10 protein-coding genes and 1 tRNA gene are annotated in these 14,064 nt (G+C 67.0%); 5 read left to right on the forward strand and 6 right to left on the reverse strand.

Going from position 1 to position 14,064, the window contains the following annotated elements; genetic code table 11:
• The first annotated feature begins 227 nt into the window (after positions 1-227).
• The gene (gene folD, locus HWX36_RS18760; RefSeq protein ID WP_175953544.1) at positions 228-1,088 is read left to right on the forward strand and encodes a bifunctional methylenetetrahydrofolate dehydrogenase/methenyltetrahydrofolate cyclohydrolase FolD; all 861 of its coding nucleotides are present in this window, start codon (positions 228-230) and stop codon (positions 1,086-1,088) included.
• Between the two features lie 243 nt (positions 1,089-1,331).
• A complete protein-coding gene (locus tag HWX36_RS18765) occupies positions 1,332-3,419 on the forward strand; it encodes a M3 family metallopeptidase (protein WP_175953546.1) in 2,088 nt (695 codons plus the stop codon).
• A 60-nt stretch (positions 3,420-3,479) separates the two neighbouring features.
• Here HWX36_RS18765 and dinB read toward each other — a convergent pair whose 3' ends face one another.
• Entirely contained in the window at positions 3,480-4,643 is a 1,164-nt protein-coding gene (gene dinB / locus HWX36_RS18770; protein WP_175953548.1) for a DNA polymerase IV, read from the reverse strand.
• A gap of 137 nt (positions 4,644-4,780) precedes the next feature.
• On the opposite strand from dinB, the gene HWX36_RS18775 reads away from it, so the two are divergent.
• Positions 4,781-5,473, forward strand: a complete 693-nt coding sequence (locus tag HWX36_RS18775) for an aspartate/glutamate racemase family protein (protein WP_175953550.1) — start codon at positions 4,781-4,783, stop codon at positions 5,471-5,473.
• A gap of 97 nt (positions 5,474-5,570) precedes the next feature.
• Here HWX36_RS18775 and HWX36_RS18780 read toward each other — a convergent pair.
• A tRNA-Met gene (locus HWX36_RS18780) sits at positions 5,571-5,647 on the reverse strand.
• A 183-nt stretch (positions 5,648-5,830) separates the two neighbouring features.
• Here HWX36_RS18780 and xth point away from each other — a divergent pair.
• On the forward strand, positions 5,831-6,607 hold the full coding sequence (xth, locus tag HWX36_RS18785) for an exodeoxyribonuclease III (RefSeq protein ID WP_175953552.1): 777 nt from the start codon (positions 5,831-5,833) through the stop codon (positions 6,605-6,607).
• A gap of 23 nt (positions 6,608-6,630) precedes the next feature.
• Here xth and HWX36_RS18790 read toward each other — a convergent pair whose 3' ends face one another.
• The 4 genes from HWX36_RS18790 to glnA all read right to left on the reverse strand — a co-directional run bounded on the left by HWX36_RS18790 (position 6,631) and on the right by glnA (position 13,123).
• Positions 6,631-8,745, reverse strand: a complete 2,115-nt coding sequence (locus tag HWX36_RS18790; protein WP_175953554.1) for a prolyl oligopeptidase family serine peptidase — start codon at positions 8,743-8,745, stop codon at positions 6,631-6,633.
• Positions 8,746-8,834: 89 nt separating this feature from the next.
• A complete protein-coding gene (gene ntrC, locus HWX36_RS18795) occupies positions 8,835-10,352 on the reverse strand; it encodes a nitrogen regulation protein NR(I) (RefSeq protein WP_175953556.1) in 1,518 nt (505 codons plus the stop codon).
• Between the two features lie 48 nt (positions 10,353-10,400).
• Positions 10,401-11,543: a nitrogen regulation protein NR(II) gene (glnL, locus tag HWX36_RS18800; RefSeq protein ID WP_039364809.1), complete on the reverse strand. Its 1,143-nt coding sequence runs from the start codon at positions 11,541-11,543 to the stop codon at positions 10,401-10,403.
• A 164-nt stretch (positions 11,544-11,707) separates the two neighbouring features.
• A complete protein-coding gene (gene glnA / locus HWX36_RS18805) occupies positions 11,708-13,123 on the reverse strand; it encodes a type I glutamate--ammonia ligase (RefSeq protein ID WP_175953558.1) in 1,416 nt (471 codons plus the stop codon).
• A gap of 405 nt (positions 13,124-13,528) precedes the next feature.
• Between glnA and HWX36_RS18810 the strand changes: the two genes are divergently transcribed.
• Entirely contained in the window at positions 13,529-13,993 is a 465-nt protein-coding gene (locus HWX36_RS18810) for a rhodanese-like domain-containing protein (RefSeq protein WP_175953560.1), read from the forward strand.
• The last annotated feature ends 71 nt before the right edge of the window (positions 13,994-14,064 follow it).

Genomic DNA, 14,064 nt, shown 5'->3' on the forward strand with positions numbered 1-14,064 from the left:
GCGTTCGCGGGCCGCGGCGGCACTGCCCGCCCGGCCTGGCCGCCCCGCGCGATGCGGCCCACTCGCGCGGCGGCGGCCTTTCCTCCCGGCGCGCGAGCGCCGCGGTCATGACGCTTCCTGTTGATTTGCTGTCGGACGGCAGCAGGCGAACGGTATAATCGCGTGCTTTGCTGCGACGCTTCGGGCGCCGCACGACCGCATTCCAACTTCCCGGCAGGACCACCACCATGACAGCCCTCCTCATCGACGGCAACGCCCTTTCGAAGACCCTGCGCGCACAGGCCGCCGAACGCGCCGCCGCCCTGACCGCACGCGGCCACCAGCCCGGTCTCGCGGTGATCCTCGTCGGCGCTAACCCGGCGAGCGAAGTCTACGTGCGCAACAAGATCAAGGCGTGCGAGGACAACGGCTTCTTCTCGCTGAAGGATGCGTACCCGGACACGCTGTCGGAGGCCGACCTGCTCGCGCGCATCGACGCGCTGAACCGCGATCCGAAGATCCACGGCATCCTCGTCCAGCTGCCGCTGCCCAAGCACATCGACAGCCACAAGGTGCTCGAGGCGATCGCGCCGGAGAAGGACGTCGACGGCTTTCACGTCGCGAACGCCGGCGCGCTGATGACCGGCAAGCCGCTGTTCCGCCCGTGCACGCCGTACGGCGTGATGAAGATGTTCGAGGCACACGACATTGCGCTGCAGGGCGCGAACGCGGTCGTGATCGGCCGCTCGAACATCGTCGGCAAGCCGATGGCGATGATGCTGCTCGACGCCGGCGCGACCGTGACGATCTGCCACAGCAAGACGCGCGACCTCGCCGCGCACACGCGGCAGGCCGACGTCGTGGTCGCCGCGGTCGGCAAGCGCAACATCCTGACCGCCGACATGGTGAAGCCCGGCGCGACGGTGATCGACGTCGGCATGAACCGCGACGACGCCGGCAAGCTGTGCGGCGACGTCGATTTCGTGGGCGTGAAGGAAGTGGCCGGCCACATCACGCCGGTGCCGGGCGGTGTCGGCCCGATGACCATCACGATGCTGCTGATCAACACGATCGAAGCCGCCGAGCGCGCCGCCGACGCGGCCGCCTGAGCGCCTGCCCGTTCAGCCGGCGCGCGATTCCGCGCGCCGGTGCCTCGCCGGCCGCACCGCACCGCGTCGGCCGCGCCCTCAGACGCCTCCGCCCGGCATTCGACCCCGCGTCAATCGCATCGTTAGAAACTAACGATTGGAAAGCGCGCGATGCGCCCCAATAATGTCGATACCGGGCGCCGCGTTGCCTTGCGCGCCTTACCCTTTTCACTCCGGTTCATCCGGCAACAGACAGGGAGTCTTATGTCCGCCAGCGCCAACACCAACCCGCTTCTCGATTTCTCGGGGCTGCCCCGCTTCGGCGAGATCCGCCCGGAACACGTGACGCCCGCGCTCGACACGCTGCTCGATGCCGCCAACCGCGCGGTCGAGACGGCAAGCGCGGCCGCGACGCCGGCAACCTGGGCGGAAGTCGTCGAGACGGTCGAGCGCGCAACGGAGCCGCTCGGTCGCGCGTGGGGCATCGTCGGCCACCTGAACGCGGTCGCCGATACACCCGAACTGCGGGCCGCCTACGGCGAGAACCTGCCGCGCGTGACCGAATTCTGGTCGAGCGTCGGCCAGAACCTCGCGCTGTACGAGAAGTACAAGGCGATCGCCGCGAGCGCCGAATACGCGACGCTGTCCACCGAACGCAAGAAGATCCTCGACAACGCGCTGCGCGATTTCCGCCTGTCGGGCGCCGAGCTGCCCGAGGACCAGAAACCGCGCTTCGCCGAACTGCAGGAACAGCAGGCCGCACTGTCGAAGGCATTCTCCGATCACGTGCTCGACGCAACCAACGCGTACGCGTATTTCGTGCAGGACGAAGCCGACCTGGCCGGCCTGCCCGGCGACGCGATCGAGGCCGCCCGCGAAGCCGCGCAAAAGGATGCCAAGGAAGGCTGGAAATTCACGCTGCACTTCCCGTCGTACTTCCCGGTACTGCAATACGCCGACAACCGCGCACTGCGCGAGACGCTCTACCGCGCCTATGCGACGCGCGCGTCGGAACTCGGGCCGCAGTACGGCGACGGCAAGGCCGAATGGGACAACACGGCGATCGTCGCCGATGCGCTGAAGCTGCGCCGCGAAGAGGCGCTGATGCTCGGCTACCGCAACTTCGCCGAAGTGTCGCTCGCGCCGAAGATGGCCGAATCGCCGCAGCAGGTGATCGCGTTCCTCGAGGATCTCGCGACGCGCGCGCGCCCGCACGCGGACAAGGACTGGGACGAGCTGCGCACGTTCGCCGCGAAGGAACTCGGCCTCGCCGAACTCGCGCCGTGGGACGTCGCATTCGCGGCCGAGAAACTGCGCCAGCAGCGCTACGCGTTCTCGGAAAACGAGGTCAAGCAGTATTTCCCCGAGCCGGCCGCGCTGAAGGGCCTGTTCACCGTCACCGAGACGCTGTTCGGCGTGCGGATCAAGCCGGACGACGCGCCGGTGTGGCACAAGGACGTGCGTTTCTTCCGCGTCGAGAACCGCGACGGCTCGCTCGTCGCGCAGTTCTATCTCGACCTGTACGCACGCGAAGGCAAGCGCGGCGGCGCATGGATGGACGATGCGCGTTCGCGCGCGAAGCGCGGCAGCAGCGTGCAGACGCCGGTCGCCTATCTCACCTGCAACTTCTCGGCGCCGGTCGGCGGCAAGCCCGCCTGCTTCACGCACGACGAAGTCATCACGCTGTTCCATGAATTCGGCCACGGGCTGCACCACATGCTCACGCGTGTCGACGAACTCGGCGTGTCGGGCATCAACGGTGTCGAATGGGATGCCGTCGAGCTGCCGTCGCAGTTCATGGAAAACTTCTGCTGGGAATGGGACGTGCTGTCGTCGATGTCGTCGCACGTCGACACAGGCGCCGCGCTGCCGCGCGAGCTGTTCGACAAGATGATCGCGGCGAAGAACTTCCAGAGCGGGCTCGGCACGCTGCGCCAGATCGTATTCTCGATGTTCGACATGCTGCTGCACGTCGACTTCGACCCCGCGGGCGCCACCGACGTGACCGCATTCGCGCGCGAGATCAACGAACGCTATCACGTGATCCCGCAAGCCCCGTTCTCGCGCTGGCCGAACACGTTCAGCCACATCTTCGCGGGCGGCTACGCGGCCGGCTACTACAGCTACAAGTGGGCCGAGGTGCTGTCAGCCGATGCGTACGCAGCGTTCGAGGAAGCGGCCGCCGCGAGCGGCAGCGTGCTCGACGCGGCGACCGGCACGCGCTATCGCCGCGAAATCCTCGAGGTCGGCGGCAGCCGCCCGGCGATGGATTCGTTCAAGGCGTTCCGCGGCCGCGAGCCGCAGATCGATGCGCTGCTGCGCCACAACGGGATGGCTGCGCCCGCGCACTGAGCGCCGCCCGGCCTGTTCGGCTGCAGGCAAGCAAAGGCACCGCTTCGGCGGTGCCTTTTTTCATGGCGCGGGCGATTCGTCGTCGAACAGCGAGAATTGCCCGTGGCGCTCGGCCGTATCCTCGTCGATGCGCACGCCGACGCCGAGCAAGCGCACCGCCTGCGCACGCCGTTGCAGCCCCTTCGCGAGCAGCGTGACGGCCGTGTCCGCATTCGTCGCATCGGCCACGCACTCGACCGTCGTGCGCTGGAAATCGGCGAAGCGTATCTTCACGTAAAGCTTGCGGATCGACCGCGCGGCGCCCGCCCGTTCGATCCGCGCGTCGAGTTGCACGACGAGGCGGCGGATTTCCGCCGCGCACTGCTCAAGCGTCGTCAGGTCGGTCACGTAGGTCGTCTCGACGCTGACCGACTTGCGCTCCTGGTCGGCCTGCACTCGCCGCTCGTCGATCCCGCGCGACAGTTCGTACAACCGCCGCCCAAACGCGCCGAATTCGCGGTGCAGGTCGATCAGCGGCCAGTCGCGCAACTGCGCGCAGGTCTGGATGCCGAGCCGGTCGAGCCGCGTGGCCGTCACCTTGCCGACGCCGTGCAGCTTGCGCACCGGCAGCGCCGCGACGAACGCATCGATCTCGTGCGGCCGCACGACGAACAGCCCGTCGGGCTTGTTCCAGTCGGACGCGATCTTCGCGATGAACTTGTTCGGCGCGACCCCGGCCGACACGGTCACGCCGACCGTGTCGAACACGCGCTGGCGGATCTCCCGTGCAATCAGCGTCGCGCTGCCCTGGCACCGCTCCGACCCGCTGACGTCGAGATACGCCTCGTCGAGCGACAGCGGCTCGACCTCGGGCGTGTAGTCGCGATAGATCGCCATGATCTGCCGCGACGCCGCGCGATACTTGTCCATCGCGGACGGCAGGATCAGCAGGTCCGGGCACTTGCGCATCGCCAGCGCCGACGACATCGCCGAATGCACGCCGTAGCGCCGCGCCTCGTAGTTGCAGGTCGCGATCACGCCACGCTGGTCGGGCCGGCCGCCGACCGCGAGCGGCCGGTTGCGCAGCGTCGGGTCGTCGCGCATCTCGACCGACGCGTAGAAGCAGTCGCAGTCGCAGTGAATGATCTTGCGCATGCGCGGCAGCGCGTCGCCCGGCGGCGGCACGTGCGGATCGGCAGGCGGAATGATGGTCGGGTTCACGGTGCCGATACTGTACAAAAACACAGTGCCGGTTTCAACTGTCTCGTGCGGCCTCGCCCGGCGTCACCGTACTGGCCCGCTTTGCGCGGATCGTACCGGCCGGGCGCGGACAGCGGCGCCTATACTCGTCTGCCGCAATAGATGAAACGCAAAGGTGACGGATGAAGACGATCGGACTGATCGGCGGGATGAGCTGGGAATCGTCGGCCGAATACTACCGGATGATCAATCGGCATTCGAAGATGCTGCACGGCGGGCACCACAACGCGAAGAGCGTGCTGGTCACGGTCGATTTCGCGGAAATCGAGGCGCTGCAGCGCACGCACGACTGGGCCGCGCTCGGCGAGCGGATGGCCGGCGCCGCGCGGCAGCTCGAAGCGGCCGGCGCCGATCTCGTCGTGCTGACCACCAATACGATGCATCGCGTATGTGATGCGATCGAAGCCGCGGTGACGCTGCCGTTCCTGCATATCGCCGATCCGACCGGCGACGCGCTGCGCGATGCCGGCGTTCAGCGCGTCGCGTTGCTCGGCACGCGCTACACGATGGAGCTGCCGTTCTACGCTGAACGGCTGCGCGGCAAATTTGGGCTGGACGTGCTCGTGCCGGACGAACGCGGGCGCGACGACGTGCACCGGATCATCTACGACGAGCTGTGCCACGGCATCATCTCGCCGGAATCGCGCGCGACGTACGTGACGATCATCGACGCGCTGGCGCAACGCGGCGCGCAGGCCGTGATCCTCGGCTGCACGGAAATCACGCTGCTGATCGGCGCGAACGACTCGCCGCTGCCGGTGTTCGATACGACCGCGCTGCATGCGAAGGCGGCGGTCGAGTGGGCGGCACGCTGATCACAGCCGGGCAGAAAACAAAAAACCCGGCACGAGGCCGGGTTCTTGTCGACGAAGCGCGCATCGGTCATTTGCGCTGCACATCGTCTGGTGTGCTTGGTTGCGGGGGTAGGATTTGAACCTACGACCTTCGGGTTATGAGCCCGACGAGCTGCCAGACTGCTCCACCCCGCGTCAGAGAAATAAATTATAGGGTGAGGGAGTACTCACGTCAATACTTTTGTCACAATTTCTTCTCGGCCCATCGAAACCGCCGCGCGCGGCGCCTCCCCCGCCCCGCACGATGCGCGCGTTCGCGCCGCGTGCTCGCGGTAAGATGGCGGCCTTCGCATTTACCCCGCACGCACACTCCCGTTCATGAAAATCGCCACCTGGAACGTCAACTCGCTCAACGTCCGCAAGCAGCATGTGCTCGACTGGCTCGCGCAAAGCGGAACCGACGTGCTGTGCCTGCAGGAACTGAAGCTGCCGGACGAGAAATTCCCGCGCGCCGACCTCGAGGCGGCCGGCTACCGCAGCTGGTTCACGGGCCAGAAAACCTACAACGGCGTCGCGATCCTCGCGCGCGACACGCTGCCGTTCGACGAATCGGACGTGGTGCGCAACATCCCCGGCTTCGACGATCCGCAACAGCGCGTGATTGCCGCGACGATCGACGGCGTGCGCATCGTGTCCGCGTATTTCCCGAACGGCCAGGCGCCCGACTCCGACAAGTTCGTCTACAAGATGCAATGGCTCGACGCACTGCAGGCATGGCTGCGCACCGAGTTGCAGCGCTACCCGAAGCTCGCGCTGCTCGGCGACTACAACATCGCGCCGGAAGACCGCGACGTGCACGACCCCGCGAAATGGGAAGGCCAGAACCTCGTGTCGCCGCAGGAGCGCGCACACTTCGCGCAACTGATCGAGCTCGGCTTCGTCGATGCGTTCCGCCGCTTCGAACAGCCGGAGAAGACCTTCACGTGGTGGGACTACCGGATGATGGCGTTCCGTCGCAACGCGGGGCTGCGCATCGACCACGTGCTGCTGTCGCCGGCGCTCGCGGAAACCTGCACGTCGTGCGAAGTCGATCGCACGCCGCGCACGTGGGAACAGCCGTCCGACCACACGCCCGTCGTCGCGGTCGTCGGCTGATCGCTCGGGCAGCCCGCGCGCGTTCAGCGCCGTGCGGGCGCCGGCCCGAGATGAGCCCACAGGAACCCGAATTCCGCCGCATCGGCTTCCGCGCGTTCCAGATCGTCGGCGCTGCCGTGGCCGCCGTCGGTGTTCTCCCAGTACCACACCCGTTCATGACCGAGCGCATGCATGCGCGCGGCCATCTTGCGCGCATGCGCGGGATGCACGCGGTCGTCGCGCGTCGACGTCGTCAGCAGTAACGGCGGATACGCGACGCCGTCGCGCACGCGGTGATACGGCGAGTACGCGGCCAGCGCCGCGCCTTCGTGCGGATCGTCCGGGTCGCCATATTCGTCGAGCCATGCGGCGCCCGCGTGCAGCTTCGGATAACGCCGCATGTCGAGCAGCGGCACGCGGCAGAGCACCGCGCCGAACAGCTCCGGCCGCTGCACCATGCACGCGGCGACCAGCAATCCGCCATTGCTGCCCCCCTCGATGCCGAGCTGCGCGGCGGTCGTCACGCCGGTCGCGGCCAGATCCTCGGCCACCGCGATGAAATCGTCGAACGAACGCTGGCGATGTTCGCGCTGCGCATCGACGTGCCAGCGCGGCCCGAACTCGCCGCCGCCGCGGATATGCGCGAACGCCATCACGCCGCCGCGCTCGAGCCATCCGATACCGAACGCATCGCTGTAGCCCGGCAGGTTAGGAATCGCAAAACCGCCATAGCCCGACAGCAGGCACGGCCGCGCAACGCGGGCAGCGCCGTCGGCCACGTCGAGTGCATCGCGCGGCCCGATCAGCGTGTACGGCACCATCGTGCCATCTCGCGAACGCGCGCTCGCGCGACGCACGACGAGCCCGGCCGCGTCGAACTGCACCGGCGGCCGATCGAGCAGCACGCGGCGCGACGGCGCATCGTCCGCGCGATCGGCAAGATCGGCCAGCCAGCATTCGGGCGGATCGAGACAGGTGTCGACGTCCACGTAAATCTCGTCGTTCAGCGTCGCTTCGACCGGCTCGACGTCGATCTGCGCATCGCCCGGCCCCGGCCACTCGAACGGCCGGGCATCCCACGTCCACGTGCCGTCGTCGGCCTGGCTCGGCTGCCACAGCATCGTGCGGTTGTGCACGTCGTCGAGCCAGCTCGCGATCAGCGTCGTGCGCGTGTTCGTCCACGTGCACGCGGACGTCGAAGATTGTGGTGCGAACAGCGTCGTGAATTCGCGCGACCCGGCCAGGAACGCCTGCTCGCGGATCGCGAGCAGCGAACCGCCCGCATGGCGCACGCCGTCGCAATCCCAGTCGAGACGCGGCTCCAGCACGAGCCAGCCTTCCCAGAACCCGACCTCGACATGGGCCGGTACGTCGTAGCGCGCCCACTCGCCCGTATCGGTCAGCCGGTACGCATGCGCGTCGAAGAAATCGACGCTGCGCCACGCGACGTGGCGGTTGTCGATCGGATCGTAGCCCGCACCCGCGCTGATGTCGTCGGGTTCGCCACGGAAGACGACGGGCGCATCCGCGAGCGCCGTGCCGCGCACCCAACGCCGCGCTTCATACGGATAACCGGCCGCGGTCGCATGCGCTTCGCCGCGATCCCAGCTTACGTAGACGGTATCGCGGTCGATCCAGCCGACCGTGTGATGCCCCGGCTCGTCGATCGTGAAGCCGCCGTCGACGAAACGCCGTTCGACGAGATCGAATTCGCGCACGACGACCGCGTCGGCTCCGCCCGGCGACAGCGACAGCAGTGCGCGATCGCCGTCCGGATACAGGATCGAGTCCTGCTCGAACACCCACGACTCGCCCTCCTCCACACCGAGCGCGTCGACGTCGAGCAGCGTTTCCCACGCCGGTTTTCCCGCGCGCCAGTCGTCCCAGCGCGTGCGGCGCCACAGCCCTTTCGGATGGAGATCGTCCTGCCACAGGTCGTAGGCCCAGTCGCGCCAGCGGGTCGGAATCACCGGGCGCTCGCGCGGCAGGTACGCTTTGGCGAGGCGCGCCGTCAGCGCGCGATGGGCGGCGTCGTCACGCAGCGCGGCGCGCGTGCGCGCATTCTGCTCGTCGACCCACGTGCGGGCGCGCTTGCTGTCGAGGACTTCGAGGAAACGGAACGGGTCGGCCCCGGCGGGCCAGCGGAAAGAATCGGACATTGCGGATGGGCGGAATGGCAAGCTGCGTGCAAACCGCGATTATGTCCGATCGCGGCATGCGCGATACCCGCGCATGCCGCGAATCGTGCTCAGGGCTCCAGATGGAGTTCCTGGATCTTGCGCGTGATCGTGTTGCGGCCGATGCCGAGCCGTTCCGCGGCTTCGACCTTGCGGCCACGCGTGAAGTCGAGCGCCTCGCGAATCACGGCCGCCTCGAAGCGGCGTGCGAGTTCGTCCATCACGTCGGCCGAGTTCTCGCGCAACAGTCGGGCAACCTCGGTGCGCAGGCCATGCTCCCACAACGGATAGCCGGCCGGCGCGCTGCCGTTCGGCGCCGACGCGACAGGCGCCGACACCGCCGGTGCCGCACCGATCGCCGGCGGCGAGAACGCCGTATCGCCACCACCGGCGTGCGCATCCGCACCGTCGCCCGTCGCGGACACCGGCGCACCGGCCGGCACGAGGTCGGGCGGCAGGTCCTTGATCTCGACCGTTTGCGCGGGCGCCATCACCGTCAGCCAGTTCGCGAGATTCTCGAGCTGGCGCACGTTGCCGGGAAACGCCAGCGACGTGAGGTAAGCCAGCGCTTCGTCGGACACGCGCTTCGGCTCGACGCCGAGATCGCGCGCGCTCTTCTGCAGGAAGTGGCGCGTGAGCAGCGCGATGTCCTCGCTGCGTTCGCGCAGCGGCGGCAAGCGCAGCCGGATCACGTTGAGCCGGTGGTAAAGGTCCTCGCGGAACAGCCCCTGCCGCACGCGCGATTCGAGATTCTGGTGCGTCGCGGCGATCACGCGCACGTTCGCGCGCAACGGGTTGTGCCCGCCGACCCGATAGAACTGCCCGTCCGACAGCACGCGCAACAGGCGCGTCTGCAGGTCGAACGGCATGTCGCCGATTTCATCGAGGAACAGCGTGCCGTTCTCGGCCTGCTCGAAGCGACCCTGCCGCGTCGTCTGCGCGCCGGTGAATGCGCCGCGCTCATGGCCGAACAGTTCGGATTCGAGCAGGTCCTTCGGAATCGCCGCGGTGTTCAGCGCGATGAACGGCCCGTTCGCACGCGGGCTGTGACGGTGCAGCGCACGCGCGACGAGTTCCTTGCCGGTGCCCGATTCGCCGGTGATCAGCACGGTCGCGGCCGAGTGCGACAGGCGGCCGATCGCGCGGAACATGTCCTGCATCGCGGGCGCCTGGCCGAGCATTTCGGGCGCCTCGGCCACGCGCTCGTCCAGCGGCGCGCCGCCGCGCAGGCTTTCCTCGACCGCGCGGCGGATCAGCTCGACCGCCTTGTCGACGTCGAACGGCTTCGCGAGATATTCGAACGCGCCGCCCTGGAACGCCGCAACAGCGCTGTCGAGATCGGAGAACGCCGTCATGATGATGACGGGCAGGCCCGGCAGGCGCTCGTGCATCGCCTGCAGCAACTCGAGGCCCGAGCCGCCCGGCATCCGGATGTCGGATACGAGCACCTGCGGTGTCTCGTGGTCGAGCGCGGCCAGCGCATCACGCACGTTCGCGAAGCTCTTCGTCGCGAAGCTGTCGCGGGCGAGCGCCTTTTCGAGCACCCAGCGGATCGATTGGTCGTCGTCTACTATCCAGATCGGCTTCATAGGTCGGTCAGATATTGGTGAATCTGGTGAATCGCGCCATGCTGCCGCTCAATGGTCGAGCGGCAGCAGGATCTGAAATTCGGTACGTCCGGGCCGGCTTTCGACCTCGATCATCCCGTCGTGCTGCTGCACGAACGTCTGCGCGAGCGTCAGGCCGAGACCGCTGCCGTCGTCGCGCCCGGATACGAGCGGGTAGAAGATCCGGTCGCGGATTTCTTCCGGAATGCCGGGCCCGTTGTCGATCACGTGCAAGTCCAGTGCCAGCCGGTACAGGCGCTTCGCGATCGTCACCTTGCGCGCGATGCGCGTGCGCAGCTCGATCTTCGCGTCGCCCTGCGCAATCCGTTCGCGCAGCGCCTGCGCGGCGTTGCGCACGATGTTCAGCAGCGCCTGGATCAGTTGCTCCTTGTCGCCACGCAGGTCCGGCACGCTCACGTCGTAGTCGCGCTCGATCGTGAGCCCGCGCGGAAATTCCGCGAGCATCACCGCGCGCACGCGTTCGCATACTTCATGGATGTTCACGTCGCCGACGATGTGCGGATGCCGGTGCGGCTCCAGCAACCGGTCGACGAGCGTCTGCAGGCGATCCGACTCCTTGATGATCACCTGCGTGTATTCGCGCAACTCGCCGCGCTCGCGCTCGCCGAGCTCGAATTCGAGCAGCTGGGCTGCGCCGCGGATGCCGCCGAGCGGGTTCTTGATCTCGTGCGCGAGGTTGCGGATCAGTTGCTTGTTGACCGCGGTCAGGTCGTGGATGCGCTCCTCGCGATCGGTGCGCGACTGCCGCTCGTTCTCGAACAACTCGACGAGCACGAAATCGGGCGCGGTCTCGAGGAAGCCGACGATCGCATGCACATGCAGCGGTTCGCGGCCGGGCCGGTCGAGCACGGTATCGAGATGCGTCGCGTGAAAGCGTTCCTCGCCGATCGCGGTGATCGTCGACGCAAGCTCGTTCGCATTCGGAAAAATCTCGCCCCACGGCCGCTGCGCGAGCTGCCGGCGCGAAATGTCGAGCATCGCCTCGGCAGACGGGTTCGCGAACGCGATCCGCAGCGTCTTGCGGTCGAGCACGATCACGACCGTCGGCAGCGCTTCCAGCCCCGCCAGCAGGCCCGAGCGTGCGAGCCGCTCGTCGTCCGTCAGTCGCTCGGGCTGCCCCGTTTTCGCCTTGATCAGATTCTTCAGAACCATCTGCGTGCTTGTCGCGCCTCTACGGGCCAGAAAAGGAAAATCACCGGAACAAAAAAGGGACGGCTGGACGCCGCCCCTTTCAGACTCCGCCGTTCCCGCCGCAGGCCGCGCGACGGGAACGAACCGGCATGACGGCGCTGAATCGAAGCGCCATCCATCGCCGATTAGAGCGAGTAGTACATCTCGAACTCGATCGGGTGCGTCGTCATGCGGAACTTCGCCAGCTCCTGCTCCTTCAGCGCAAGGTACGCGTCCAGCATGCCGTCCGTGAACACGCCGCCGCGCGTCAGGAACTCGCGATCCTTGTCGAGTGCTTCGAGCGCCTGGTCGAGGCCCGCGCACACGGTCGGGATCTTTGCATCTTCTTCCGGCGGCAGGTCGTACAGGTTCTTGTCCGCTGCTTCGCCCGGATGGATCTTGTTCTGGATCCCGTCGAGGCCGGCCATCATCAGCGCCGTGAAGCACAGGTACGGGTTCGCCATCGGATCCGGGAAGCGCGTTTCGATACGGCGGCCCTTCGGGTTCGACACGTGCGGAATGCGGATCGATGCCGAACGGTTGCGTGCCGAGTAGGCCAGCTTGACCGGTGCCTCGAAGTGCGGGACCAGACGCTTGTACGAGTTCGTCGTCGGGTTCGTGATCGCGTTCAGCGCACGGGCGTGCTTGATGATGCCGCCGATGTAGAACAGCGCCAGTTCCGACAGGCCGGCGTAGCCGTTGCCCGCGAACAGGTTCTGGCCGTCCTTCCAGATCGACTGGTGAACGTGCATGCCCGAACCGTTGTCGCCAACGACCGGCTTCGGCATGAACGTCGCCGTCTTGCCGTACGAGTGCGCGACGTTATGGATGATGTACTTCGACCATTGCGTCCAGTCGGCGCGCTGCACGAGCGTCGAGAACTTCGTGCCGATTTCGTTCTGGCCCTGGCCCGCCACTTCGTGGTGGTGCACTTCGACCGGGATGCCGAGCTGTTCGAGCAGCAGGCACATTTCCGAACGGATGTCCTGGAACGTATCGACCGGCGCGACCGGGAAGTAGCCGCCCTTCGTGCCCGGACGGTGGCCCGTGTTGCCGCCTTCGAATTCCTTGCCTGCCGACCACGGCGCTTCTTCCGAGTTGATCTTCACGAAGCAGCCCGACATGTCCGTGTTCCACTGGACCGAGTCGAAAATGAAGAATTCCGGCTCCGGACCGAAGTACGCCGTGTCGCCGATGCCCGTGCTCTTCAGGTACGCTTCGCCGCGCTTCGCGAGCGAACGCGGATCGCGCTCGTAGCCCTTGCCGTCGGCCGGCTCGACCACGTCGCAGGTCAGCACCAGGGTCGACTCTTCGTAGAACGGGTCGACGAATGCGGCGTTCGGATCCGGCATGAGCAGCATGTCCGACGCCTCGATGCCCTTCCAGCCCGCGATCGACGAGCCGTCGAATGCATGGCCGCTTTCGAACTTGTCTTCGTCAAACGCCGAAACCGGCACCGACACGTGCTGTTCCTTGCCGCGCGTATCCGTGAAGCGGAAATCGACAAACTTGACGTCCTCGTCCTTCACGAGCTGCATGACGTCGGCGACGGTTTTACTCATAACCTCTTCTCCTGATTGAACAATTCCGGCGGACTGGGAACCGCCTCGTTTATCGAGCTGATCGGGATCTTGCTTTGGCGCAGCGCGCCCCGATTCGACCGAATCCTTTAAAGCAGCTTCCGTGCCACCTATGCGCAAGATTGGCGCGAATCGCGCCAGCGCTCGTCGCGACGGGGCTGTGCTGCGCAATTCCGGGGCTCGGCTTCGCACCGCTTGCCAACCGAAAGCACCGCGATGGTGCAATCACAGCAACGCGCCGCGCCCGCCGAATCATTCTGGTGCACGCGTGCCATTCTGCACTTTTTTGGTGAACGTATGTGAGGCACGCGCACCGTACCGCACACGGCCATCCTTGCCGCGACGCCGCGCTAGAATGTTCGTTTGACCGATAGGAGACTCCCTGCCATGAGTACGCTCGACCAGCTTTATGCGAAGGCCGACGAACGCCGCGCACAAGCCGCGCTCAACTACGCCGGGGCGCTGCTGCCGGCCGAGGCCTTCGAACTGCTGCAGCTCGATCCGTCGGCGCGCCTCGTCGACGTGCGCACCCGCGCCGAACTCGACTGGATCGGCCGCCCGCTCGTCGGCGACGCTCAGTACCTGCACCTCGAATGGACGCGCTACCCGGGCGGCGTGCCGAACGCCGAATTCGTCAACGAACTGAAAGCGGCCCTCCCGGCCGATACGCCCATCCTGTTCCTGTGCCGCAGCGCCGCGCGCTCGAAGCTCGCCGCGGTCGCCGCCACACAAGCCGGCTTCACGAAGGCGTTCGATCTGCTCGAAGGCTTCGAGGGCGCAAAGGACGCCGAAGGCCACCGCAAGACGGTCGACGGCTGGTGCTTCCGGAAACTGCCGTGGATCGGCGCCTGACGGCACGCCGCTCCCGCCGGTGACGACAACCCCATCGTCGGACCGGGCGATGACATGCCGATGACGGGCCG

Origin of the sequence: Burkholderia sp. BCC0405, assembly GCF_902833075.1 — a bacterium.
In the GTDB taxonomy this organism is placed as follows: domain Bacteria; phylum Pseudomonadota; class Gammaproteobacteria; order Burkholderiales; family Burkholderiaceae; genus Burkholderia.

Coding starts and splice junctions, on each gene's coding strand:
- HWX36_RS18790 (WP_175953554.1), bottom strand. CDS start 8,745: ATGTCCGATTCTTTCCGCTGGCCCGCCGGGGCCGACCCGTTCCGTTTC.
- glnA (WP_175953558.1), bottom strand. CDS start 13,123: ATGAGTAAAACCGTCGCCGACGTCATGCAGCTCGTGAAGGACGAGGAC.
- HWX36_RS18775 (WP_175953550.1), top strand. CDS start 4,781: ATGAAGACGATCGGACTGATCGGCGGGATGAGCTGGGAATCGTCGGCC.
- HWX36_RS18810 (WP_175953560.1), top strand. CDS start 13,529: ATGAGTACGCTCGACCAGCTTTATGCGAAGGCCGACGAACGCCGCGCA.
- ntrC (WP_175953556.1), bottom strand. CDS start 10,352: ATGAAGCCGATCTGGATAGTAGACGACGACCAATCGATCCGCTGGGTG.
- HWX36_RS18765 (WP_175953546.1), top strand. CDS start 1,332: ATGTCCGCCAGCGCCAACACCAACCCGCTTCTCGATTTCTCGGGGCTG.
- folD (WP_175953544.1), top strand. CDS start 228: ATGACAGCCCTCCTCATCGACGGCAACGCCCTTTCGAAGACCCTGCGC.
- glnL (WP_039364809.1), bottom strand. CDS start 11,543: ATGGTTCTGAAGAATCTGATCAAGGCGAAAACGGGGCAGCCCGAGCGA.
- xth (WP_175953552.1), top strand. CDS start 5,831: ATGAAAATCGCCACCTGGAACGTCAACTCGCTCAACGTCCGCAAGCAG.